18 protein-coding genes are annotated in these 24,268 nt (G+C 44.1%); 4 read left to right on the top strand and 14 right to left on the bottom strand.

Going from position 1 to position 24,268, the window contains the following annotated elements; genetic code table 11:
• Positions 1–95: 95 nt before the first annotated feature.
• Entirely contained in the window at positions 96–557 is a 462-nt protein-coding gene (locus B9A91_RS22100) for an LEA/WHy family protein (protein WP_144009023.1), read from the top strand.
• Here the strand turns inward: B9A91_RS22100 and B9A91_RS22105 are convergent.
• The 9 genes from B9A91_RS22105 to B9A91_RS22145 form a co-directional block, all read right to left on the bottom strand.
• Positions 554–2,470: a TlpA disulfide reductase family protein gene (locus tag B9A91_RS22105; RefSeq protein ID WP_084241253.1), complete on the bottom strand. Its 1,917-nt coding sequence runs from the start codon at positions 2,468–2,470 to the stop codon at positions 554–556. The genes B9A91_RS22100 and B9A91_RS22105 overlap by 4 nt on opposite strands.
• 4 nt (positions 2,471–2,474) lie before the next feature.
• Positions 2,475–3,299, bottom strand: coding sequence for a hypothetical protein (locus tag B9A91_RS22110; RefSeq protein ID WP_084241254.1), 825 nt, complete (start codon positions 3,297–3,299; stop codon positions 2,475–2,477).
• 9 nt (positions 3,300–3,308) lie between these two features.
• Complete coding sequence (locus B9A91_RS22115; RefSeq protein WP_084241255.1) at positions 3,309–4,736, bottom strand: RagB/SusD family nutrient uptake outer membrane protein; 1,428 nt, start codon at positions 4,734–4,736, stop codon at positions 3,309–3,311.
• A gap of 10 nt (positions 4,737–4,746) precedes the next feature.
• Positions 4,747–8,310, bottom strand: coding sequence for a SusC/RagA family TonB-linked outer membrane protein (locus tag B9A91_RS22120; RefSeq protein ID WP_084241256.1), 3,564 nt, complete (start codon positions 8,308–8,310; stop codon positions 4,747–4,749).
• A 30-nt stretch (positions 8,311–8,340) separates the two neighbouring features.
• Positions 8,341–9,480 (bottom strand): peroxiredoxin family protein, encoded by a 1,140-nt coding sequence (locus B9A91_RS22125; protein ID WP_084241257.1) that lies wholly within the window; start codon positions 9,478–9,480, stop codon positions 8,341–8,343.
• Between the two features lie 97 nt (positions 9,481–9,577).
• Complete coding sequence (locus tag B9A91_RS22130; protein WP_084241258.1) at positions 9,578–10,705, bottom strand: FecR family protein; 1,128 nt, start codon at positions 10,703–10,705, stop codon at positions 9,578–9,580.
• Between the two features lie 6 nt (positions 10,706–10,711).
• Positions 10,712–11,260 carry a sigma-70 family RNA polymerase sigma factor gene (locus B9A91_RS22135; protein WP_084241259.1) on the bottom strand — a complete coding sequence of 183 codons (549 nt, stop codon included), beginning with the start codon at positions 11,258–11,260 and terminating at the stop codon, positions 10,712–10,714.
• A 26-nt stretch (positions 11,261–11,286) separates the two neighbouring features.
• The gene (locus B9A91_RS22140; RefSeq protein ID WP_084241260.1) at positions 11,287–13,362 is read right to left on the bottom strand and encodes a carboxy terminal-processing peptidase; all 2,076 of its coding nucleotides are present in this window, start codon (positions 13,360–13,362) and stop codon (positions 11,287–11,289) included.
• A 6-nt stretch (positions 13,363–13,368) separates the two neighbouring features.
• Positions 13,369–15,030, bottom strand: a complete 1,662-nt coding sequence (locus B9A91_RS22145; RefSeq protein ID WP_084241261.1) for a trypsin-like peptidase domain-containing protein — start codon at positions 15,028–15,030, stop codon at positions 13,369–13,371.
• 142 nt (positions 15,031–15,172) lie between these two features.
• Between B9A91_RS22145 and B9A91_RS22150 the strand changes: the two genes are divergently transcribed.
• Positions 15,173–15,583 carry a hypothetical protein gene (locus B9A91_RS22150; RefSeq protein WP_084241262.1) on the top strand — a complete coding sequence of 137 codons (411 nt, stop codon included), beginning with the start codon at positions 15,173–15,175 and terminating at the stop codon, positions 15,581–15,583.
• Positions 15,584–15,664: 81 nt separating this feature from the next.
• Here the strand turns inward: B9A91_RS22150 and B9A91_RS22155 are convergent, their stop codons facing one another.
• Complete coding sequence (locus B9A91_RS22155; RefSeq protein WP_084241263.1) at positions 15,665–16,213, bottom strand: fasciclin domain-containing protein; 549 nt, start codon at positions 16,211–16,213, stop codon at positions 15,665–15,667.
• A 111-nt stretch (positions 16,214–16,324) separates the two neighbouring features.
• On the opposite strand from B9A91_RS22155, the gene B9A91_RS22160 reads away from it, so the two are divergent.
• On the top strand, positions 16,325–16,873 hold the full coding sequence (locus tag B9A91_RS22160; RefSeq protein WP_084241264.1) for an RNA polymerase sigma factor: 549 nt from the start codon (positions 16,325–16,327) through the stop codon (positions 16,871–16,873).
• 1 nt (position 16,874) lies between these two features.
• A complete protein-coding gene (locus B9A91_RS22165) occupies positions 16,875–17,705 on the top strand; it encodes an anti-sigma factor (RefSeq protein WP_084241265.1) in 831 nt (276 codons plus the stop codon).
• Positions 17,706–17,775: 70 nt separating this feature from the next.
• Here the strand turns inward: B9A91_RS22165 and B9A91_RS22170 are convergent, their stop codons facing one another.
• The 4 genes from B9A91_RS22170 to B9A91_RS22185 all read right to left on the bottom strand — a co-directional run bounded on the left by B9A91_RS22170 (position 17,776) and on the right by B9A91_RS22185 (position 24,264).
• A complete protein-coding gene (locus B9A91_RS22170; protein ID WP_084241266.1) occupies positions 17,776–18,624 on the bottom strand; it encodes a ferritin-like domain-containing protein in 849 nt (282 codons plus the stop codon).
• A gap of 11 nt (positions 18,625–18,635) precedes the next feature.
• On the bottom strand, positions 18,636–19,325 hold the full coding sequence (locus tag B9A91_RS22175) for a ferritin-like domain-containing protein (RefSeq protein ID WP_084241267.1): 690 nt from the start codon (positions 19,323–19,325) through the stop codon (positions 18,636–18,638).
• Positions 19,326–19,408: 83 nt separating this feature from the next.
• A complete protein-coding gene (locus B9A91_RS22180; RefSeq protein ID WP_084241268.1) occupies positions 19,409–20,926 on the bottom strand; it encodes a SusD/RagB family nutrient-binding outer membrane lipoprotein in 1,518 nt (505 codons plus the stop codon).
• 23 nt (positions 20,927–20,949) lie between these two features.
• A complete protein-coding gene (locus B9A91_RS22185) occupies positions 20,950–24,264 on the bottom strand; it encodes a SusC/RagA family TonB-linked outer membrane protein (protein WP_084241269.1) in 3,315 nt (1,104 codons plus the stop codon).
• Positions 24,265–24,268: the final 4 nt, after the last annotated feature.

The following is a 24,268-nucleotide window of genomic DNA, read 5'->3' on the forward strand; positions in this document are numbered from 1 at the left end:
GCGAAGAGGCATAAAAAAAGGGTGAAAGAAAATTAGAATTTTTTTTTTCACCCTTTTTAAGTTTTTAAATGCCTTTACTGCAAAAAACCAAAAACATGATGTTCAACAAACTAAACTTAACCCTTATGCTTACTGCCGTATTGGTAAGCTGTACACCTTTCAAAAAGCCGGAATTCCGCATGCCTGAAAAGCTTGATGTTGAAGTCCTGAAATGGGAAGGCAGCCACCCTACTATTCGTACCAGGGCTGTCTGCTATAATCAAAATAATATTGGTTTTACCTTTAAAGGGGGTGAAGCAACAATTTACCTGGATACACTAAAACTGGGAAAGGCCAAAATAGACACTTCATTTTTCGTTCCTGCCCATTCAGAATTTAAAGTACCGGCATACTTGAAAATAGATATGCCGTACCTTTCTGCCCATGGCCTAAGGCTAGATGGCACAATCGTTACCATCACAGGAAAGTTTAAAGGCAGTGTATTGGGAATCGGCAAAACAATGGACATCAGCTATAAAGGCAAACACGACATCAACCTTATTATGAAGCCCTTTTAAAGGGCTTCTTTATCTAACAGCTTTTTAATCAGAACATCCATTTCATCGTTCAGTCCTGTTGAAACCCTCATCAGAATTTTCCCGTCACGGTCTAGCAACAGCTTGGTAGGATAACCGGTAATCCCATAGGCACTAACAATATCAGGCCCTCCCGTTCCCTCGTCATTTAATACGTGTACCCAATTGATGTCATCTTTCTTTATTGCAGTAAGCCAGGCTTGTTTTGCTTTTTCCAGATCCTTATTCTTTTCGTTGGCCACAGCAACGATTTCCAGCCCCTTAGATTTGTATTGGCTATACAGTTCCTTTAAATGAGGATGCGTTTGTCTGCAGGGCACACACCAGCTTCCCCAGAAATCGAGGAGTACCAGTTTACCATGGTAGTCGCTCAGCTTTACTGTTTTTCCATGCTGGTCTTTGCGGATAAAATCAATTGCCTTCATTCCTGTTGGGGTAATTTTCAACCGTTCTATCCGCTGCCTTATGGCCGCCCCCAAGGTTGTGTTTTTTAACCTTGCTGACAGGGCGTTGTAAGCCGCAGCATAACTATCTGCCGAATACATATAATCAAGCTGATGCAACTGGTGCAGGCTTACAAATGAGTCGGGATGTGCGGCAATGAAAGCCTGTTTCATTTTAAGTTTTTGTTTATTCAATGCTACACCTCTGGTAGATAGCATTTCACGCAAGGCAAGACTGTCTTTTTGAATATCCAGTTTACCTATATCATTTGCCAGTGCACGCTCACCAATGTCTGTTTCCAGAATATCATTTAACTTTTCAAAATCTTCTTTAAAGCCTGCTGCACTTAACTTCTCCTTTTCCAGGGCGCTCAACATATGGTTATAGTTAAGATCCGACAAAGATCCGACATCGGCTGCATCATCACCCTTTACATCGGGGGGCAGTATTTTATCTCTCATGATACTCGCTTTCTGTTCTGCATTCAGGATCGTACCATCAGGCCCGATTAAGAAACTTGCGGGAATCATAGTTACGTCATACAAAACTGCTGCCTGGTTTAGGGGCTTACCTGGATCAGCAATCTGTAACCAGGGTACATCATCTTCCTTTATCGCTTTCAACCATGCGGTTTTGTCCTTATCCAATGAAACCGCAAGGATCACAAATTTACCTGTAGGGTTCAAAGCATCATAAATCGCTTTCAATTTTGGCTGTAAAGCCCTACAGGGCTTGCACCAGCTGGCCCAAAAATCAAGCAATACATACTTTCCCCGGAAATCAGAGAGCCGGATCAGACGACCATCTTGATCGGGCAGTGCAAAATCCGGGGCAGGTTTGCCCACTCGTATAGACACGCTAGTTTTTACTGCAAGACCAAGTTCTTTTCCTGCATCTGTCTGCTTAAGAGACTCCGATAACTTTGAATAACTGTTAATAACAAATTCATTCCGTCCGCCAATGTCTGCCATCCAGTCCAGGCTGACCCGTGAGGCAGGGTGTTTTTCTACAAAATCTGCCATGAGCCTGGCTTCTTCTATGTTCGTTTTGCTTTTTATTGCGCTGATCAGTCTGAGTTTTTCCTGGTTGTCAGTATTCAATGGTGTGCCCCATACCCTGGCCCTAACCAGTGAATCTTTCCCTTCAATCCTGACAATGCCTTGTTCCAAATATACCCATTGCGCATCTATTTGACCGGAGGGCTCAAATCTTCCCTGGTGCCCTAGCAGTAGCGTAGCAAACTGAGGTTCCTTACACACACCAGAAAATGTAAACGCACCTGCTCTTACCTGGCTGGAATCCGTTATGAAGTTATTTCCCCTTTTGTAAACCAGGTAGACCTTAGCTTTAGGCATCACTCCGGTCAGCAAGCCCATAATTTTATATTTTTGTTGCTGGCAGATCCCTGTAAAAGGAACTGCCAGCAACATTAAACCTATCATTTTTTTCATTATTTTACCCTTTAGCTATAGCCTGCAAATCAATCCCATATGCCTGCTTGTAATAATCAATAACTGCATTATATTTCAGTTTATATTTCCCGTTAGGATCGTTCACCGGTAAAAATAAAGTCCGCTCCAATTCTTCTTTCGTCGTTGTGGCAATAATGTTGATGTATTCCAGAAAATCCCCCTGCAGGGTTTGACTAAATATATCGGGGCTCATGAAAACCCCAAAGTTCTTTTTATTGAAACTCATCACATTATCATAGTTGGTAGCGGCCACAAAAGCTGGCGGAAGGATAATCTTATTGAAGATGATGGCCTGGGTCCAAAACTCCTTATTCAGGCTTCCTTTCATCAACTTCAATTCCTGAGCGGTCATACTGACCAGACTACTCCCGGCATGCCCAAAGGCAAAGTGACTGGAAGTACTTACACTGCTTACCGGCGTTTTCTGTGGGTCCCCAATTTCACTGATTTTGGCAGACAAGATAATTTTATAAGGCAATGCCTTTTTCAAAAAATCAGCAGAATAGAATTTAAATAGATACTGATCCAGCGCATCGATAGAAGCGGCAATATAATTCTCATCACCCTGATCAGCCTCGTAGGGGATATTGTTGGCGATATTCCACCTGAAGTCCGTCTCGCTGAACTTATAGAGAATATAACAGCCATAAGTATGGTAAAAATCTACAATCACATGATCATAGGGGTGGTTCCCCTGTGGCAGCGTGTAGAAAGGTTTTATTTCGTCGGGCTGTATTGTAGTTTCTTTTTTACAACTTATAGCCAGGAATAATACCAATAACGGGTAAAAAAAATTATTTATTTTCATAGTGGTTCATTATTGTCCGGTACGAATAGCCGGCTCTGGGTTAGGTACCAGGTTTGGATTTTTGTCTAATGCGATCCGTGGAATCTGGAACACATAAGCAGCGTCATGATCGTTAAGTGTATAGATAGCGGTCTTTACACTACTTTCATAATATAAATGACGGATGGCAGGCATACCGGAACGTCTCAGATCAAACCAGCGGTGACTCTCCTCATCAAAAAACTCTTTGCGTTTCTCTAAAGCACATTTTTGCAGAAGTTCATCAGCTCCGGAACTGTTCAGGTCTTGGTAACTTGCAGTGCTAAACCTTTTCTTTCTCAAAGTATTCAGATCGTTAATCGCCAGCTGGGCATTCGTTGTTTGCCCAAGCTTGTTTAGCTGGGCATATGCCTCTGCACGGTTCAGTAAAGCTTCCGAAACCCTAAAAGCCTGCCCAACTTTGGCAATATTGACCATGGGCCTTTTTATTGATTTTTTGTTCCTGATGTAAATGCTACTCCTCAAATCCCCTGTTTCAAACAAGGAAAGTAGTTCATCCGACAGACGGTAGTTGCCATTCTCTGTTCCGTCCTGAACTGCAACACCATCCGGGACACCGAATACCCAGATACTTTCCACGTTCAGTCTGTCAACAACAGGTTTGGTGTTTTGGTTCACTACTCCCCATGACCCCAAATCCATCAGATCTGATTTACGGCTGAGTACATTTGTAGCGGCGTCTATTGCCTTTTGCCAGTTGCCCATATGCAGATGCACACGTGAGGCCAGCAGATAACCGGCAACATGGTTAATCCGATAAGTATTGTCGTTTCTCCCGCTCCGTTCCATCAGCTCGATCCCCTTATCCAGATCAGCCAGTACCTGACTATACACTTCCGCTACGGTATTGCGCGGTTTACCTTCGAAAGATAAACCCGAGTTCAACATCAAAGGGACACCCAGATCCTGGTCCGGGTTGGACAGCCGGTCAGCATAAGGCCTGGCGTAAAAATTAACCAACATAAAATAGTAATAAGCACGCAGCAGGTGGGCCTGCCCTTCAACATTTTCTTTTTCAGCTACCGTACCACTTACTTTGGGCACATATTCCAGAACAGTATTGCAAGTCATCAGCATCGGGTAAAATATAGACCACATACTGGCGCCAGCTGCCAGCTCAGGGGCATCCCCAGTTTGCGGCTGCCACGTGTAGGCATTACCTCGAACACCTAAATCAATGTAGGCATTCTGAATTATATTGTCGTCTACCAGTCGCAATGATACATCATAAGCAGGCCGTCCGTTGTTATTGTAAGCAGCGCCAATCAAGAGCTCGTTGAGTGCAGCGGCTGTTTTTGGAATGATATCAGTTTGCGATTGCTCTTCAAGAAACTTTTTGCAGGATGAAACCAACAAGACAATTGAAAAAAGCAACGAGGTTAGTATAATTTTTTTCATTATTTAGCTTTTAAAAAGTCACATTTAAACCCAGCGTAAAAATTTTCGTAATCGGCAAGGCCGTTGTACCTACACCTTCAATCTCCGGGTCCTGCCCTTTCAGTCTTTTATCTGCAAGAACAAACAGATTGGATGCCGATACCGAAACGGAAGCCCGTTTTAGTTTCAAACGCCTGGTAAGACCATCTGCAATACGATAAGAAAAATCAAGATTATTGCACCTAAGGAAGGTTCCCGAAACAACATTTACATCTGAGTAATTATACATTTCATAACGGTTCATATTAGTGTTACCCGATGGCGATATTGCATATCCCCCACCGCTTATGCCTGTATTTTTAGGAAAAGCAGGAATATTGGTAAAAGCCTCATCCCCTGGTTTGCGCCACCTCTGTTCCAGAATAGCAGGCATGTTCGCCTCGGGCATTGGAATATAAACATCTGAACTATTATAAACCGGGTTCTTCATTTTTACCGACCCAATTTTATAACTGAAGTTCATAGTCAGTGAAAATGCCTTATAGCTTACATTGGTGTTTAAGCCCCCACTGATTTTAGCATCTCTAGAACCCGCAGGCTTTAAATGATCAACAAATGTAGCCTCTGGATCTTTTTCCTCATCGTCCACTCCATAAAATAAGGGTACCCCGGTTTTCGGATCCAGCCCTTTAAAGGAGAATACGTATATGGTATTAATCGGTTTGCCCTCTACCAACGCAGTCCCATTAAAATAATCATACAAGTTAATGCTTACATTATCTATCGTTCCCTTCTGTAGTTGGTTGATATTTCTGCTTCCATTTACAGAAAGCCTCCAATTCAGATCTCTCTTGCGTACAAGATTAAAACCAAGGTCCATTTCGTAGCCATAATTCCGAATGTTTCCGCCGTTTACCAGCATGCGGTCTATGCCATATTCAACAGGAATAAACTTGGACACTATGGCATCAGTAGTCGATTTCCGGTAATAACCCAGATTAAAATTAACGAAGGAATTGAACAGGCTTCCGCCGAATTCAATATTTATACTCTTTGTCTTTTCCCACCTCAAATCCGGATAAGGCATAGATTTGATGCCTAACAGAAATTCATTGGCAGCAGAATTGAATGCAGCAGCCCCTTCGGGCACGTACAGAATGAGCTCCGGGCCTACACTGGTAATTACATTTCCCTGAAACCCATAAGAAGCTTTTATATTCAAATCGTTCACAAATCTGTTGTTTTGCAGCCATTTTTCCGAACTCAGGTTCCAACGCCCTGCCAGGCTCCAAACCGGCAAAAATCGCTGGTTGGCATACTGTCCGAAACGGTTGGATGCATCTGTTCTGATGTTTCCGTTGAGAATATATTTGCCAGCGTAGCTATAGGTTGCCGTACCAAAAAGCGACATGGAATTGTTCAGCGTGTTTGTTTTTTTTGGACTAAGCAAGGCTAAAGAGTTGTTGAGGACAGAAAAACTCTCGCCCCTGTCACGAAAATATCCAGGAATCAGGTTATTGAGACCACTTTCACGTACCGACCTCATCTCGTGACCTGCCACGATATTAACCTGATGGTTTTCAGTAAAAATGCTGCGGTTAAATTCGGCCATGTTACGAAACGTATAATTGTACATGGAGGAAGTGGATGGTAAATAAATACCTCCGAAAGGTAAAATAGAAGATTGCTCTTCGATACTTCCCGGAGCTACCGAACCATAATTGTAACCTCTTCTGCTAGCCACATTATAGCTCAGTTCTGTAGCATATTGCTCAGAATTCAGACTGGCCACTGAGCCGCCCGCCAGCGAGGTTAACTTAAGACCCCGCATTAGCAGGTAACTGAGGTCTACTGATACATTCAATTTGGTATCTTTAATCTGGTTGCCGGTTTGGTTGGCTTCGTTTTGAAAATTGTAGTCAAGTGGGTCACCTGAAATGCCAGGAAGTATGTCGAACGCCACGGGATATACCAGTCCGGCAGAAATCGTCCGGCTGGTAGACAGTGCGTAATCAAGCGGATTCACCCCAAAATATCCTGTTGAACCTCTTTGACTGCCACTCAGGTTTAAGCCTACCTTTAACTTTCTACTTAGCTCAGAACTCATGGTCACAGAGGCGCTTCCTTCTTTCAGGTTATCGAGTTTGGCCGCACCCTTATTTTCATTATAAGCTACAGACGCATAATAACTGGTTTTTTCGCCCCCACCCGAGAAACTTACATGTTGCCCCAGGTTAAAACTATTACGAAACAGCAACCTGAACCAGTCAGTATTCATTTTTTCCAGGTCGGCTACTTCTTTTTGAAATTCTGCTTCGGTAATTTTTTTATTTAGCAGGTCCATAAGCGCACCTTCGTAGCCCATTTTTACCGGTAAATTTTTATAGACATAACCGTCTTCAAACATCTCACGGGAAAACCTTACCCGCTGCTGCGAATTCATCAGCTCGAGCTGGCCGTAGCCTGGTCTTAATGAAGTGCCGTAACTACTACTGTAATTCATCTCAAGCCTGCCACCTTTTCCTTTTTTTGTAGTAATAACAATTACCCCGTTTGCTGCCCTGGTACCATAAATAGCAGTAGCGGATGCATCTTTTAGAAAGTTAATACTCTCCACATCGTTGATGTTTAAACCGGTTATACTGTTTCCTGTCAGGCTACCCTTACCCAAAATACCCTCTTTCATCAGATATAGGTCCCGTGCATCCGGATTTGGGCCCAAAAGGTTATCAGGATTCAGACTACTAGGGTTTTCACGAACGATGCCATCTACTACTATGATTGGATTTGCATTCCCAATCAATGTAGAAGTCCCACGCATTCGCATAGAAGGAATAGCATTGGGACTTCCGGAATTCTTTACTACCGATAGTCCTGCTACCTTTCCCTGCAGCATGCTAACTATGTTTGTAGAACCGGCCTCCTTTATGTCCGCCCCTTTTAAAGTTACCGTAGAACTTGCAGACAATCGCTTGCTAATTTCCTGATATCCGGTAACTACTACTTCTTCCATTTCGTTTAACTCAGCCTGAAGGGTAACTGCCATAGTTTCACCTGGCATGGGCTTAATTGTTCTCCTCAAATATCCCACCGAAGAAAAAGTAAGGGTTTTTCCTTCTTCCACAACTATGCTGAATTTTCCCTCATTATTTGTAATGATGTTCATCGGAGTACCTGATACATTCACAGTAACCAGCATCAGCGGGTTCCCTTTTTCATCCTTCACAATACCCTTAATGGTATTATTGATCTTTGCATCCTCATCCCCTTCTTCCCTGGGGGCAATTACCATAACGTCATCCTGCATCACAAAAATAAGTGATGAGCCTTTCAGGAGGCGCTTCATCAGGACTTTAAGCGGCTCATCTTTTGCCGTGAAACTGAGCCTAGTTGTATTTTTTCTGAGGACTTCCTGATTATACACAATCTTTACAGCGGTCTGCTTCCTTACAGCTTGAATGATCTCCTCGAGCGTACCGTTACGGATGTTAATGGTTACCTTATCTTCCTTCTTTTGCTGGGCTACAGCAGGCGGTCGAAAAGCAAGGAACACAAGGCAGCAAATCGCCAGGATTGTCCGATAAAAATGGTTCATATGTTTGGTTTAGGTGGTAATAAATATCAATTATTTCATCAACTCGTTCAGAGATTTTTCCAGTATTTTTTCTTTCGGTCCAATCTTAACCTCCCTGAATCCGGCGCCAATAATTATCCCGTTCGGATCAATCAAAAATTTAGCTGGAATGCCTTTAACTTTATAAGCCAGACTCGCCGCATTCTGGTCACCTTTTAGGTCAGACAGCTGCTGCCAGGTCATATTTTCTTCAGCCAATGCCTGCTGCCATTTGCTTTTATCACTGTCTAAAGAAATGCTGACAAAACTAATATTTTTGTCTTTCATTTTTTCATGTACTTCTTTCAGTTCCGGAGCATCTGCCCTGCATGGGCCACACCAGCTGGCCCAGAAATCCACCAGCACATATTTACCTTTAAAGTCCTTCAGGTTTACCACCTTACCTGTCACGTCAGGTTGTGAAAAATCAGGAGCAGGCTTCCCTATCCATTGCGTTTCCGTACCTGTAAGATTATTCAGCATAGATTTGGCCAGGTGGTTATTGTAGGCCCTTCCGGTAAATTTGCTTAGGTAGCTAATTTTTTCCATAGATGTCATTACATCCGGCATCAATGCGTTCATGATATAAGCAGAAGCCGCTGATCCTAAATGTGAATCCATGTATTGCTTTCCATTGGCTGCCACCTTCTTACCCAGTACCTGAACTTCCTCTGCCAATTTTTTTGCGGCTTCCTTATCGCCCAGCTTAGTGGCCTCATTTAAATCGGCAATCATATCCTGCATCTGATTCATCAGATCATGGGTCGGTTGCATACTTTTTTCCATTTCCACCCAATCTGTCACAAAAGCATCCCCGGTAAAAGTTGCACCTTTAAACCCAGTGCCATTGCCGCCTTCGATGTGCATCTTGCCCGGTTGCATTAACATAAACATACCAAGTCCGTTTTTTTCCGGATCGATCCCAGCCTGCAGAATATAAGTACTTCCGCCATTTTCAACATTTACGGTGAGAGAAAAGGAATTGTCTTTTACAATCGTAGAGTCTTGAGCATTCGAAAAAACGTTCCATAGTAAAACCCGCTCCCCATTAACCAATTCTGGCATTTTAGCTGTAATCTCCAATTTTTCCTGTGCTGCAGCGCTTAGCGCCATCATTGTTAGGCCTAATAAAGGCAACTTAAATTTCTTCATATTGTTTAGGTTGTTTAAAGTAAAGGCGACGTGCTTAACAAAAAGGGTGAAAACAATTTTAAATTATTTTCACCCTTTCCAGTTATTCAGAAAATAACTAACGCTGCTTAACTTTAATCAGTTCCCCTTTATTTACGAAATCAACCTGGCCGCTACTGAATTTGATGTTGTTCAAAATCTTATCCAAACCAGCATTTTTTGGCATATCAACGGTAAAATGCAGTTTTTTTAGGCTTTCCTGTTCAAAAACAAAACTAACGTTATACTCACGTTCTAAACGGGAAGTGATCTCTTCGAGTGTATTGTCATTAAAATAAATATCCAGATCCTTCCAGGCCACATACAGACGCAGGTCTGCTTCCGATTTGGTTAACGACCCGCTTTCGGGGATATAGACACCCAATTCACCAGGAAAAAGGGCTAATGACTGGTTGCCAGCCTGTAAGCTTACCTTACCACGCTCCAGCGCTGTATGCACCTTATGACCAAAGGTACTGATACTGAATGCGGTACCCAAAACCTTAACATCCAGATCTTTCAGGTGCACCACAAAAGGTCTTGCAACATTATGGCTTACATCAAAATAAGCTTCCCCTTCCAATGTGACCTCTCTATTGTCTGGAGCAAAAGGTACGGGATAACTGAGCCTGGACCCGGCGTTTAGCCATACCATGGTACCATCACTTAGCTCAAGTCGAGTGTATTTACCCTTTGGCACGGAAAGGACATTGATATTTGGTTTCCGGCCGTCTTCAGGCAACTCAGTCTCGCGTTTGTATACCAGTTTCGTACCATTTAAAGCTGCACCTTCCGTTTTTAAAACAGCAGACTGACTGGAGTCGAGTTCAACAGTTTGGCCATTTGCCAGTGTAAGCTGTACCTGGTTGCCTGCCAAAGGCGATGCAGTGTCTTTCTGACTTAAAAATAACCACAAGGCCGGTGCCAGCACCAGCAACAACACTGCAGCTATGGCAATTGCCCTATACAGCTTAAAGCGTTTTGCCCGAATTGTTTTTTCTTCGTACCGCTGCTTCAGCTCTTCCCAGCCTTCCTGAACCGGAAACCTGAGCCTCGGGTCTTCTTCTTTTATCCTCATATTTATTTCTTCTGCCAGCAGCAGCACTTCCAGCTCCTCCTGATTCAATTCTTCGTCCCTATGAAGATCATCCCGACCTTCCAGATGCTTTAACAGCTTATCCCAGTTTATTTTTTCTTCCTGTTCCATATCCTGTTAATAAAATCCTAACCATATGCCAATTATAATGATTGTCCTGATGAGCGACTGGCATTCGCGCCGCAAAAATTCGTAGGACAGTTTAATGTGTGTTTTCACCGTGTTTACAGAAATATCCAGCTGGGCGGCAATCTCGGTATATTTCAGACCTTCCCTGTTGCTCAGCAAAAACACCATTCTTCTTTTCTCGGGCATCTGCCCTATGATGGCCCATAGTTCCTGATCACGCTTACTTTCCAGTTCCTGGGTATCCTGTTCCTGCTGGCTGGCCAGATGAGCTGCCGCCTGCAGCAGCAGCTCATCATTATAGTCAACCCTTCTGGCTTTTTTCGTATGACTGAGTGCCGCATTTCTAACCGCTCTGAAAGCATAGCTCTTAAAGCTGGCATGCAGTGTTATGGTCAAAACTTTATCCAGACAGTACAGAAAAAAATTCTGAACAATATCTTTGGCCACATCCTCGTCTTCTACTACCCTGTATGCCACGGCACATAAAAAGGAATAATGTTCTTTAAAGAGCGCTTCAATTTTTAAAAGCTCTGCCATTGGCCTTAAGGTTTATCGTATTCGGTTTATTTGAGCATTATTAACTTGGTTATTAAATCCAGCGTCTTGTCTATATATATATCTGCCGAAAGCTCCTCTGTCCATTTGCCATACCATTCCTTTTCTGCACCTTCATACCCAGGGGTGGCAATTACCTTTAATCTTTTTGCTTCGGGCAGCCTTGCTGTCTCGTCAATTTTCCGGATATATTCCTGTAAAGTTTGCTGCTGCTTTACAAATTCTGCTGGCTTCAAACTAAAAGGCTTCAACTGCTGTTCTGCCAGCAATTTACTATTTTCATCTATAATTTTAAAGGTATTTAATTGTAACCCTACTTCGCGACCCACTTTTTTCATTTTGCTCCAGGCATTAGCATTATTAACAGGCTTGTAATTTGCCGGTGCAATACTGTCCCAGGGCAGTGCCGAGTCCCTATGCTTCTCCCTGCTTTCCAGGTAAGCCAGTTTTCCGGGCAGTACCACGTCCGAACTCACTCCTCTTAATTGGGTTGAAGCACCGGTTACCCTGTAAAACTGGTATTGGCTGATCCTTAACGAGCCATAGCTTACATTAGGTATGCCTTTGGCCTTATTGCCCATTTTACCCATTGGAATAGTTGGTTGTGCCGTGCCCTTTCCAAAGCTTGCCGGGGCACCTATAACCAGTCCTCGCCTATGGTCCTGTATTGCTGCCGCAAATATCTCTGAGGCCGAAGCACTGTTTTCGTTAATCATCACAACGAGTGGCCCATTGTATAAAGCCTTAGCTGTGGTTGTAGGGGTATACAGTGCATTGATTTCTTTTACCTGAACTTTTGGCCCCGGTCCTAGAAAAAACCCGGCAATGTCCACCACTTCATCCAGAGAGCCACCAGGATTATTGCGCAGATCGAAAACGATGCCACTTACCTTTGCATCTTTCAGTTTCAAAAGTTCGGTTTGCACATCAATAGCAGCATGCACGCCTTTAGCGTCGGTCGCATCAACATAAAACTCACTTAAATACATGTAGCCTATTTTTTTGCCGTTTTTCTGGATAACTGCACTCCTGGCCCGGCTCTCATTTTCATTAACTTCACCACGTTTTAAGGTTACCGTTTTCTGTTGTCCGTTTGCTTTTAACAAACCTAGTGAAACATTGGTATCTTTATCACCCCTAACCATCTCACTAACCTCTAAAATAGGCATCCCAACAACATCTATCATTTGCCCTGTGGCATTGCTTACGCTAACAATACGATCATCCACATCAACCTGCCCGCTCCTCCTGGCCATACCTCCCGGTCTTACAGACCTGATATAAATGTCGCCTTCTTTATCCTGCAACTCAACTCCAATACCAAAAAAGCGCCTGGAAGACCGCACATTCATTGTTTTCACTTGTATGGGCGGAAAATATACAGTATGCGGTTCTACCTCAAGCGTAATAGTATTTAAAAATTGGCTAAATCTTTCACTTTGTGCCGAAGGGCCCGTTAAGTTCTTAAAGGTATTGGCTAGCCAACGGTCTACCTTAGCCCTGGCTTCTTTTTCGAGAGCAGGACTATTCATCCGCGTTTTATCCAGGTCCATCATTTTTTTCAATATAAGGTATTTGGCCCGTTGTGCCCAAATCCGATCCAATTCAGCCTGGTTTACTGCGTAATCCCTTAATTTGCCATTTAACTGCACAGATCCGGGCTTTGTAAAATCAAAAGGTACTGCCAGGACTTTACGGTAACCTGCTGCAGCGGCATTTAGCCGGTTTTGATAAATTTCAAAAGCCGCGTTAAAAAAAGCAAGCGATCCTTCGTTCAGTTCATTATCTACATTAAGTTCATAGCTTCTCAGTGTTTCGAAATCACTTTTCAAAAATACTTCCTTATTCGGATCAAGGCTTTCGAGATATTTTTTCCAGACAATTTTCGAGAAATTATCGTCAATGGCTTTGGGGCGCACATGACTCTCTTTGAGATTTTTTACAACGGCAAGTACGGTGGCTTTCTGTATATCAGCAGCGCTGAATTCTTGTGCCTGGGCCTTCAGGGACTGCAAAGCACCTGCGCAAATTATTGCCGAACCGGCCACACCCCGCAGTATATTAAGGTAATTTTTATTCTTCATAAAAGTTTATTTGGCTAAGGAATCCTCAATGAATTTACGGACAACAGGAGCGGCGATAGCCAGGCTGCTGGTGCGACTAAAACGGGCTATGTTAATGCCGTAGAACTCTCCATCAACCCCATACAATGGCCCTCCGCATTCCACTGGTTTTAACCTGCCATCGTGAATTATTACCTTTTCAAAGCCAGAAAACCGCACGCTCCGGCCGTCTGCAAACTTAGCAGCCATATGCATTTCCGATTGCGGTCTTATCTTAACCGGTACACGTTTTTCAAATGCAACCCCAGCCCTTGAAAGTTTTAAGATTGCGGTGTCATTTGTAATGTAACTATCAATCTCGTTATTCAGGTCCTCTTCATTAATTATTGTTTTTCCGTTCACACTCAGCAATTCATCTCCAACGCACAGCGAAGAGCTACTGGCCGGTCCACCCATCGCCAGGCTGGTAATCACCATTTTCCCCTCTACTGACTTAGCCGTAAGGCCTATATAAGCTATACTAGGTGCTTTAGGGATATCGATAAGGACATTACCAATTACGCTCATCAGTGAACCACCCTCAGGTTGCGGCGAAGTCAGGAGTTTGCCCAGATCAGCAAAAAGTATTGTATCTGCCATAGCATTTAGATTTACCCCTCCTTTCAGCTTCTGATCAATCTGCAACAGTACAAGGTCGTTTGCAATATCACGGCTAACCACTTTTGCCGGTACAGTATTACCCGGGCCCAACTCTACTTTAGCAACAGAACCCACCATAGCGCTTTTACTAACCAGGAAGCTTTTGTCTTTTAAATTCATATCTATCAGCGTGCCCAATACCGTAGCCTGTATACCCTTGCTTTTGTAAGGACTTTTTATTTTAAAGATGGTTCTGGACATTCTGTCGTTTAATCTCTTTTTCAATCCAACATTGAGTTGTTCTATTCCCGGAAGGATTTTCAATTCTCCCGTCTGCGGATCGATGGAGAGCGGGCCTTGAATTGGTAAAGACGCATAGTTTTCGGTTTTGGTAAGTGCGTTCCAGTATATTCTATATAAATCTATGGGCACCTCAAAATTAGCATCTAACGACATGTCAATCCTGCTGTGCAGGCCAATTACCCTTCCCTTCATATCAAATACAGGCCCTCCGGAATCGCCCGGTTCCATTAAACAGGTTGTACGTAAGTAGGCACCTCTTGCTTCGGGCTCCGCTATATATCCAAACCTTATGGTTGGGGTTTTGGCTGCTACTGTACCCGGATAAGAGATACTGACGCAGGGCATGTATTGCCTTAACGAAGCCGACCATCCCATAGGAGCATAGGGCCAGGTCCCTTTTTCAATGATTTTTAACATCGCTGCATCATTGGAAGCAATTCGACCCAGGCCTCTCGCCAGTTTCTTTTTTCCATCCGGAAAAGTGAGCTGATACAAAGTTCCGGGTTTAACCGCATGTGCAACAGATAACACATGCCCGGCGGTATCAACTACAACGCCGCTAAATATTCCGTCGCCGGATGCACCTTTGGTGGCATCGTAAACTGCAATCGATACGGAAGCCTGGTAAGCCTGGCGGACAACTTTTTGTATGTCCGGTCCTAGTTTTCCGAGCTCAACATGGCCAGTTTGTGCACCTGCCCTGCAACAAATTGCCAGCGCAGCAAGTAAAAATAATAATCTATTCATATAGTTTAGGTGGTTTCAGATAAAGGCGAACAGGAATCAAAAAAGGGTGAAGCCTATAAGAAAAAAAAATCAACATTAGCCAATAATCCGTCATGGTATGGTATTTGCCCGGATGTTGAATTTACATTTACAAAAATTACTTATGAAACTAAACATCCTTATCCTATTTTCTCTTTTTGCTACCACGGTACTTTTCAGCTGCTCCAAAGAGAAAAATGACGGCCCCGGCACTGAGTACACCTATAAACTAACCGGCCCCGGCACGGTAAAAGTACAGGTGCAGTATACGCCTACACTTACCGATCCGAATATGACGGAAGTGCCAGACGAAACCATCTACGAAGAACTGGTAACACCACCATGGCAGAAGACGGTAAGCATCCATAAAAATGTTTCGGGTGTAGGCTTTTCGGCCAGTATTAGTGAGGGGACGCCTGGTGCAAAATATACCATATCTGTACTGAGCAAAGAAGGCACCACTTTAAAAACAGCCGATTTTACCCTGGATGCCTATGGAGACGGGGTGATGTTAATTAACTATTATCGCAATTAATGTCCCTTACCAAAACTCAAAAGGTTCAGAATGATGCTTCTGAACCTTTTGAGTTTTTCCAAAATTGATAACCTACTTAAATCAAGGCATCAACACAGTATCAATAACATGGATCACACCGTTTTTCTGCATTACATCTGCAATGGTTACAGTACTCATTCCACCTTTTTGATCTTTCAATACCAGTTTGTTACCTTTCATCCATGCCCATAATTTACCCCCGCTTACTGTAGTTAACTCTGCTTTTCCTTTTCCCTTTTTAATTGCGGCAGCAATTGTTTTGCTGTCCATTTTCCCAGCTACAACATGATAGGTCAGAATTTTAACCAGCATATCTTTGCTTTCAGGTTTCAGCAGGGTCGCAACAGTTCCGGCAGGAAGCTTATCGAAGGCAGCATTTGTAGGCGCAAATACGGTAAAAGGCCCCTCGCCTTTCAAAGTACTAACCAGTCCCGCGGCTTTAACAGCCGCAACCAGCGTAGTATGGTCCTTTGAATTTACTGCATTGTCAACAATATCCTTGCTGGTATACATGGCTGCACCGCCAACCATAGGATTTTTCTGTGCGTAAACCTGAGTTGTAAATGCCAGGACTACCAGAGCAATTACAGATAAAATAAATCTTTTCATACTTCTTTTTTGTTGTTAGTGTTTAAAAGAGATACGGATTATCTTTTCCACTGGATTTCTTTTGAAGATTTATTTCTTATTCACCCCTATTCTGTATATTTGACCTAATCGATGACTGCGAAAAAAATCTCCCTTTCTGAAGAAGAGCTGATTAGTAAACTGAAAGGTCAGGATACTATAGCCATACAGGCTTTGTATGATATGTATTCGGCCGCACTGTTTGGGGTGATTTCAAGACTGATTCCGCAAACAGAACTTGCTGAGGATGTATTACAGGAAACTTTTATAAAAATATGGAATTCTGCAGGCAGCTACGACAGCAGCAAAGGCCGTCTGTTTACATGGATGATGAACATTGCACGTAATCTGGCAATTGATAAACTGCGTTCCAAAGATTTCAGAAATTCAAATAAAAACCTTGAGCTCGATAATAACGTAGATGCTATTGACGGGCAAAATGAAGTTACTTTTAATGCAGATGCCTTTGGGGTAAAAGAAATGGTTACTAAACTTAAACCAGAGTTGAACACTGTGTTAAATATGGTGTATTTTAAAGGGTATACGCACCTGGAAGCAGCAAAAGAGTTAAATTTGCCTTTGGGTACTGTTAAAACGCGTATCAGGATGGCTATAATGGAGTTAAGAAAGCACTTTAATTAAATTGGAAGAGTTAAAAGCATATATGGAATCGGGCATACTTGAGCTTTACGTTCTGGGGCAGTTAAATGCACAGGAACAGGCCGAAGTAGAAGCAATGGCAATAAAGTACCCTGAAATAAAACAGGAACTGGAAGCCATTGAAATTGCTATGGAACAATATGCGCAGCAGCAGGCCTTAGAACCTTCCGCAGGTTTGAAAAATAAAATATTAAGCCAGATAACCCAGGAACCTGTAAAAGAGATTATTCTCCCCACTCCGATTAACTATGCACCTTACGAATCAAAGATAAGGACATTACGCGTTGCGCTTGCTACCTGTGCCTCTTTACTTGTGGTGAGTGGCGTTATGCTGTACAAAACCCACCATCAGCTGGGTGACGCCAAAGATCAGATTGCCAGCCTGAGCCTTGAAAAAGAACAATTTACCACCACGGTAAGCCACATGAGGCAAACCAATAACGACTTGCAAAAAATTGCAGATATGCCAAATGATCCTGACTGGAAAATTGTAAAACTTGCAGGAACCAAGATGGACCCTTCAGCAAAAATGGTGGTATACTGGCATGTAAGCGGCAAGCATGTGATGGTTGACAATTCAAAAATGGGCCTTCCTGCAAACGACAAGACTCACCAGTACCAGCTTTGGGCATTGGTGAATGGCAAGCCGGTTGATTTGGGTGTATTTGATGTAAAGGCCGATAGCACGCACATATTGCTGCAGATGAAAGAAATTGCATCTGCACAGGCTTTTGCCGTAACCCTGGAAAAACGTGGCGGAAGCCCAGCCCCTACTATGGATAAGATGGTGGTAATGGGCGGCGTTTCAATTTAATATGCTGTAAAAATAAAAACCCCGCAAGTGCTTGAACCTGCGGGGTAACCCTATCTAACTAACTCTATTTTTATTTGATAAACAAGCCTGCAATGGCCAATACCTGTGCGGAAGTCAATGGTTCATCAAAAGATTCTACTGCCTTAGCTTTTGTTACACCGTTAGCAATTCCAGTAATGGTCACTCCTGTCTGTACATCCAGATCTTCTCCGGCATATACCGCATCAACCTGAGGTATACCCGTGTCGTTTGCACCGCCCCCTGTGCCCAGGCTGATCCATGGCTTGATAGCTGCACCACCGCCATTCAGTCCTCCTGAACGCATGAAGCGGATATGAGCGGCATGACGTGCTTCGACTGAGTGAATCTGAAGCGCGGTAGTAAGTACAGCATTTCCCTTAAGTACGCCTGCTTGTCCTTTATAGGCCCTTACACCCGTATCTTCGAAGGCTTGTGCTACTGCAAGGAAGGTTTGATAGTTAGTGTATACATCCGGAAAAGTTCCTTTTCCGGTAAAATCAAAATCAGTATAAGCCAATGCTGGCCGTGCAGCAGCACCTAATGCACCTTTTAATAAATCCACGTGCGCTTTCTCGTGATCGCGGATTGTGGTGATTGCACCAACGGCAGGAGTACCGACCGGAATAAGCCCAGGGGCCGCAACCACTGCGTGGTTATAAAAATGGTATTCCAGGTATTCCAGTGTTAAAGCAAAATTCAGCACCTCGTTTACTGTAGCTGGCGCGGTTTGCCCATATGCTTTCTGAAACAGGGCACCCATTGCCAAAGGCATAGCCGCCAGGGTTATTTTTTTGCTCATGTTGAAAAAATCCTTCATGGCAGCACGTCTTGGGTTCAATCGCTCATAGATTTCACCATCAACTTTTTCTATCTCTTCTAATATATTTACAATATTCATGTTTTCTGGTTTTAAAGGTTAATGAGATTGATTTTGGTTTTCACATATTTACCTGCAATAGGCAACACTTTATCAGGGCTTAAGGCTGCGTCCAGTCCACCGGCATTGTTGGCACCAAGTGCGGTCAGTGTGGTAAGGTCTGCAAAACTTCCATAAGATACCAGGTCGCGCACATAGGAAGCGTGACGAGCTTCAACAGAAACAATTTTCCCGGCGGCCAGCAAGAAGTTTGTATCCTTCAGACGTACACCAGCACCATTATAAGCTGCAACTCCCAAATCCTCAAAGGCCATAGCCGCCCCCAGCACACTTGCACGGTCGGTAAAGTTAATACTCGAAAAGTCTACCTCCAGGTTGCCTATTGCCGCAGTACCCAAGGCTTTTTTGAAATATTCACGGTGGGCAATTTCATGGAACTGAATGTCCTGAAAATAGGCTTTTTCGGCGGCGCTAAAGCCTGATGGCGGCGCCGAAGCCACCTGGATATAAAAAGCTGCTTCTAGTTGCTCCAGGGCATAAGCATAGTTCAGTACACCAAAATCATCTTTAAAATCCAGTAAAACACCATCAGGAACATTGTTGTGCCTGTCTTTTTTGCAGCCAACGGCTACCAATGCCATACCGGCAGCGCCGGCCCCTGCATATTGCAAAAAGGAACGGCGCTGCAGCGGGGCGTTAAAAATCTCTTGTAAGTTTTTCATAATTGTTGGGTTTTAAGTTTTCCTGAGACCAAAGGCCCCATTTGATGATACTTACGAGAGAAACACCCACCCGGTTTTTCGCTTTAACGTTTATCCCACCAGACTTTCGACAGGAAAGAATCGCCGTTGGATAAACGGCCAACAGCTGCATTGTAGTTACTGGTATTCAGCTGTGACTCACGGGTAGAGTAAATCGCCCTGCGCGGAATCTGTCCATTGGTAGAGCCCAGGTTACTACCAGGGGTTAGCGCTGGCAAGCCGTTCCTTCTCCATTCTGCAAAAGCTTCATAATTTCTGCCGAAAAGATGTATCCATTTCTGGGTCATGATCCTGTCCAGTTTCTGTGCATCGTTAAGCCCAGTGAAAGAAAGTACAGCGCTATCATATGCCGGAGGAATGGAATTGATGTTATATGGTGGCAGTTGCAAAGCGGCCGCCACCCCAGCTTTAAAGAAACCTTCAGCAGCTGTGGTTTGTGCACCCCATCCCAGCAATGCAGCTTCGGCCTTAAAAAAGCAAACCTCTGCATAGGTAAGGGAATAAGCCGGAATAGGTGCAAAAGTACGGCTAAACCAAGTGCTCAGCGAAGCGGTTGAATAGTTATTCCTGATGACCTGCGACAATTGTGCATCTGTTAACGCCACACCCAGACCTACATAATCTGGCTGTCCGGCATTCACATTGTTTACCGTTAGTTGTGCCAGCAAAGGCAAACGTGGATCATTATAGGTTTTTAGCTTGGTTACCAGTGCAGCTGCAAGATACCTCAGATCTGAACTGCCGGTAAGAAACTGCTGCAGCATAGGATTGGCATTTGTAGTTTGTGCATCACTAAAAGTTGGCACCGCGGCATTGTCTGTATTTGAACTGAACAGCAGAGCAGGTTTACCCATTGCCGATTCCACCGTTGCCCTGGCCAGGGTAGGATTTGCATAACGCAGCCTTAAGCCTAAGCGGAGCTTTAGAGAATTGGCATATTTGCGCCAGGAATTGATGGCGGTTGAACCTTTATAAAAGAAATCTGCCGTGCCATAGTTTTCGTCGGCATCATTCAGGTTGTTCATCGCAGCATCAAGATCGGCAATTAGCGAGGCGTATATGCTTTCCTGTGTATCAAATGCCGGTGTAACATTGATGGCAGTTGCGTCTTTTGAAACTTCAGAATAAGGAATATCTCCGAAAAGATCGGTAAGGCGCTGCCAGATGCTGATCTCGTAGATCCGCGCTATGGCCAATTTTGTTCTTCCTGAAGCATCGTTTTCCTTACCCGCCAGCTCCAGACGAATCTGCCTCAGGTCGCGGATCATGCTGTAGTGTTGTTCCCATATTAAATCTTCCGAAGATTCGATATATCTTGATACGGGTACCACCGCCGCGCCGGCCCAATGCTGTACCCAGGAACCAAATTTATTGTTGGGCAGCTCACCCCCTTCGGCAAAAGTACCGTCTTTTAATACTCTGGAGAACAACAGGGATGGATCAATAGTGGTAATTGAAGTTGGTGGTGTGTTTAGCTTTTCAAAGTCTTTGGTACAGGAACCTAAACCAACAACTATGGCTAAACTATATAAGCTTGTTTTGATGATATTTTTTGTTTTCATAATTTCTAATGCTAATGGTCAGGTTAAAGTCCTATACTCAGGTTAAATCCAATGTTTCTGAGCATAGGCAAAGAGGTAGACTCGATACCAATAGAAGAATTGGAGGTATTAAAAGAGGCCGATTCTGGTGAGAAGCCATCCGTTTTACGCTGGAAGTAAAACAGGTTACGCCCATACACGCCAACCGAAGCATTCCTGATCTTTTTGCCCGGTAAGAATCTGGCCGGAAGCTGATAACGCAGGCTCAGCTCCCGCATGGCGATATAACTGCCATCATTCAGCATCTCTTCGGACACCATTACTTCCTTATCGCTGGCAACTACATTCCAGTAGTCCTGAGCCTTTACCGTTTTGGTGTTGGCTACGCCCGTTCCGCTCCAGCTACCATCAGCATTTTTTACGGCTACCACACCCGTTGCCAGGTAAGAGCCATCCCTTCCCGCTAAAGTTTTCTTCGTTGTTCCGTAAATGATCTCTTCGCGATTACTCTGGGAGAAAATCATGCCGCCCTGGCGGATATCTATCAACGCGTTTAACGTCAAACCTTTATAGCTGAACGAGTTGGAAAATCCTCCCAGCCAGTCTGGTTGCGCATTACCAATGGTTTCCTGTACCCTGCTGGTTGTGGTTAAGGGCAAGCCGGTGTTTGGGTCTATCAAGCGGTTTCCGTTCTCGTCTTTTAACCAGGCAAACTGGGTACCTATCAGTTGTCCAAAAGGCTTACCTACTTCTGCAACGACATTGATACCGCGGTCAGACCCCAGTAAAAAGGTTTCTACACCGGGGTAAAGCGACATCACCTTGTTCGCGTTTTTGTTGTAGTTGAAGGTTGTTTTCCAGGTAAAACCCGACTCCGTTTTAATTGGTGTAGCATTTAACGACAGCTCTATACCGCGGTTGCGGATTTCGCCTGCATTAATCCGCATTACCGTAAACAAACTTGATGGTGATATCGGGACATCCAGGATTTGATCTTTGGTAGAAGCCTGATATGCCGTAAAGCTTAAACCGGCCCGGCCCGACCAGAATTCAAGGTCTGCACCAAATTCAATGGAAGTAGTCAGCTCATTGGTCAGGTTCTTATCCGGAATAATGGTGGTAAATGAACCCAACGGAACACCCCCGTGTGTAAACTGACTTAAACTATAGGTACCAGTTAACTGGTATGGGTTCCCCGAGCTGCCGGCCTGTGCCCATGACCCCCTTAACTTAAGGTAACTAAGTATGTTGCTTTTAAACTTAAGCGCTTCAGAAGCAATAAAGCTGGCGCTTACAGAAGGGTAGAAAAACGAGTTGTTCTCTTTTGACAATGTGGAAGACCAGTCGTTACGTGCAGACAGGTCAAGAAACAGGTAGTCTTTATAGGAAACCTGCCCGGAGCTGTACACGGAATTGATCTCTGACTCGGTTAAACCAAAAATATAGGAATTTGTAAGTGTATTGTTGATCACGTAGAGGTCTGGCACAATAAACTGACTTCCTGAGTTACCGGTTTGGCGCAGGTAGCGGCTCAGGTGACTGCCCCCCACGTTAAGGGTGAAACCTAACCCGTTTTCCAGTTTAAAATTACTGTTTAGCAGGGCGTCATAATTATCTTCCCGCACACGAATCACCGTTTCGCTCATGTCACCCTTGCGGTTCAGGCTCTGATAAGTATTTACTGCGCGGTAGCGCAGGCGCTGGTCGGTATAAAAATCCGTACCTCCTGTAGCGGTAAGCTTTAACCAGGGTGCAAAATCGTACGACAGTCTGAGCAAGCCGATGACACGGTCTCTCCTGTCGGTATTCCTGGTTTCCCTAATGGTCCAGTAAGGGTTGGCCGTTGAACTGTTGGTGGCATATGTTTTTTCCAGACCGGCAAAGATATTGGTATAACCCAGTTGTTTGGCCACATCATTTGCGGTCCATTTGTATTGTTCAATGATATCCATAGGGATACTCCTTGGCTGGCTGATCAGCAGGTAGGCAGGATTATCAGATGCATCAGACAAGGTAGGCCGGTTTGTGCCATCCTGCATAATGTAGTTGAGCTTGGCATCCAAGTTAAATTTATCGGTAATTTTAGCCTGGGTGCGCAGGTTAAAATTGTTCCGGTTGATCACGTTGGTAGGCACGTAACCGTTGATATAGGTATTGGCATAAGACAACCTGTAATTTACCTTTTCGTTACCACCTTCCACGCTGATGTTATTAGTAAACTGTTTTTCAGTCTGAAAAAATGCGGTATAGGTATCTGGCTGTGGTGTAAGAGACAGCAGGTTGCCCCATTGGTCTTCGTAGGCCTGACCTTCCATTTTTGGTCCCCAACTGGATCGGGTTAGCCTGTCGCGACCGGCACTCATCTTTGGTGTTCCCTGAATGTTGCCTGCGATGGCCTGGGCCATGGTAATGATGGTTCCGTCGGCCCTTCTTAAATGGGTAAAATTGCCGTTCAGCCCTTGGGCATACTCATTTTGGAAATCAGGAGAAACAAGGGCGTTCCCTAGTGAAAAATCAGTATTGAACTGAATGTTCATCCCCTTGCCTGCCGCACCTGATTTGGTGGTAATTAAAATTACGCCATTACTTCCGCGCTGTCCGTATAAAGCAGCCGCATTCGGTCCCTTTAGTACTGAAATGGTTTGGATATCATCCGGGTTAATATTGGAAATACCATCTCCGTAATCCGTACCACCTGTACTGGAAGCCGAACCGATGTTCTGGTTATCAATTGGCACCCCATCTACCACATATAAAGGCTGGCTGTTACCAATCAGAGAGTTGTTGCCCCTGATGATCACTTTGGATGAACCCCCTGATCCGGAAGCTGCCCGGCTTACCTGCACACCCGAAACTTTTCCGGACAGCGTATTGGCCACGTTAGCCTCTGCACCCTGGGTAAGCTCATTTCCTTTCAGTTCGGCCATGCTATAACCGAGTGCCCTTTTGTTGCGTTTTATACCCAGTGCCGTAACTACAACCTCCCCTAAAGCCGCAGCGTTTTCTTCCAGCACTACAGCGATGGATATTTTATCGGTAAGGCTGATGGTATAGCCTTCCATCACCTTTGGTTTGTACCCGATTGAAGTAAAGGTAATCGTATAATTGTTACCAGCAGGTATACCACCTATAGAGAACATACCCTGGTTGTTGGTGCTGGTACCTACACTGAATTTGGTAGTCTTGTTTTCTATTCTCACAGAAACCCCGGGAAGCTGAACGCCCTGGGCATCCTTTACAACGCCTGTTGCTGTTGCCCCCGTTTGTGCAAGTGCCTTGCCGTTGCCTAAAAGCAAAAAACAACAGCACAGTGCGATGCTGTGAAAAACATGCCTGGTTTTTAATAAAAATTGATCCATAGTT

This window comes from Pedobacter africanus, from assembly GCF_900176535.1.
Classification (GTDB): domain Bacteria; phylum Bacteroidota; class Bacteroidia; order Sphingobacteriales; family Sphingobacteriaceae; genus Pedobacter; species Pedobacter africanus.

Excerpts from the sequence above, each read along its gene's own strand:
- B9A91_RS22105 (WP_084241253.1), bottom strand. The coding sequence starts at position 2,470 with ATGAAAAAAATGATAGGTTTAATGTTGCTGGCAGTTCCTTTTACAGGG.
- B9A91_RS22175 (WP_084241267.1), bottom strand. The coding sequence starts at position 19,325 with ATGAAAAACTTACAAGAGATTTTTAACGCCCCGCTGCAGCGCCGTTCC.
- B9A91_RS22100 (WP_144009023.1), top strand. The coding sequence starts at position 96 with ATGATGTTCAACAAACTAAACTTAACCCTTATGCTTACTGCCGTATTG.
- B9A91_RS22180 (WP_084241268.1), bottom strand. The coding sequence starts at position 20,926 with ATGAAAACAAAAAATATCATCAAAACAAGCTTATATAGTTTAGCCATA.
- B9A91_RS22160 (WP_084241264.1), top strand. The coding sequence starts at position 16,325 with ATGACTGCGAAAAAAATCTCCCTTTCTGAAGAAGAGCTGATTAGTAAA.
- B9A91_RS22115 (WP_084241255.1), bottom strand. The coding sequence starts at position 4,736 with ATGAAAAAAATTATACTAACCTCGTTGCTTTTTTCAATTGTCTTGTTG.
- B9A91_RS22135 (WP_084241259.1), bottom strand. The coding sequence starts at position 11,260 with ATGGCAGAGCTTTTAAAAATTGAAGCGCTCTTTAAAGAACATTATTCC.
- B9A91_RS22125 (WP_084241257.1), bottom strand. The coding sequence starts at position 9,480 with ATGAAGAAATTTAAGTTGCCTTTATTAGGCCTAACAATGATGGCGCTA.
- B9A91_RS22110 (WP_084241254.1), bottom strand. The coding sequence starts at position 3,299 with ATGAAAATAAATAATTTTTTTTACCCGTTATTGGTATTATTCCTGGCT.
- B9A91_RS22150 (WP_084241262.1), top strand. The coding sequence starts at position 15,173 with ATGAAACTAAACATCCTTATCCTATTTTCTCTTTTTGCTACCACGGTA.
- B9A91_RS22120 (WP_084241256.1), bottom strand. The coding sequence starts at position 8,310 with ATGAACCATTTTTATCGGACAATCCTGGCGATTTGCTGCCTTGTGTTC.
- B9A91_RS22155 (WP_084241263.1), bottom strand. The coding sequence starts at position 16,213 with ATGAAAAGATTTATTTTATCTGTAATTGCTCTGGTAGTCCTGGCATTT.
- B9A91_RS22130 (WP_084241258.1), bottom strand. The coding sequence starts at position 10,705 with ATGGAACAGGAAGAAAAAATAAACTGGGATAAGCTGTTAAAGCATCTG.
- B9A91_RS22145 (WP_084241261.1), bottom strand. The coding sequence starts at position 15,030 with ATGAATAGATTATTATTTTTACTTGCTGCGCTGGCAATTTGTTGCAGG.
- B9A91_RS22185 (WP_084241269.1), bottom strand. The coding sequence starts at position 24,264 with ATGGATCAATTTTTATTAAAAACCAGGCATGTTTTTCACAGCATCGCA.
- B9A91_RS22140 (WP_084241260.1), bottom strand. The coding sequence starts at position 13,362 with ATGAAGAATAAAAATTACCTTAATATACTGCGGGGTGTGGCCGGTTCG.
- B9A91_RS22170 (WP_084241266.1), bottom strand. The coding sequence starts at position 18,624 with ATGAATATTGTAAATATATTAGAAGAGATAGAAAAAGTTGATGGTGAA.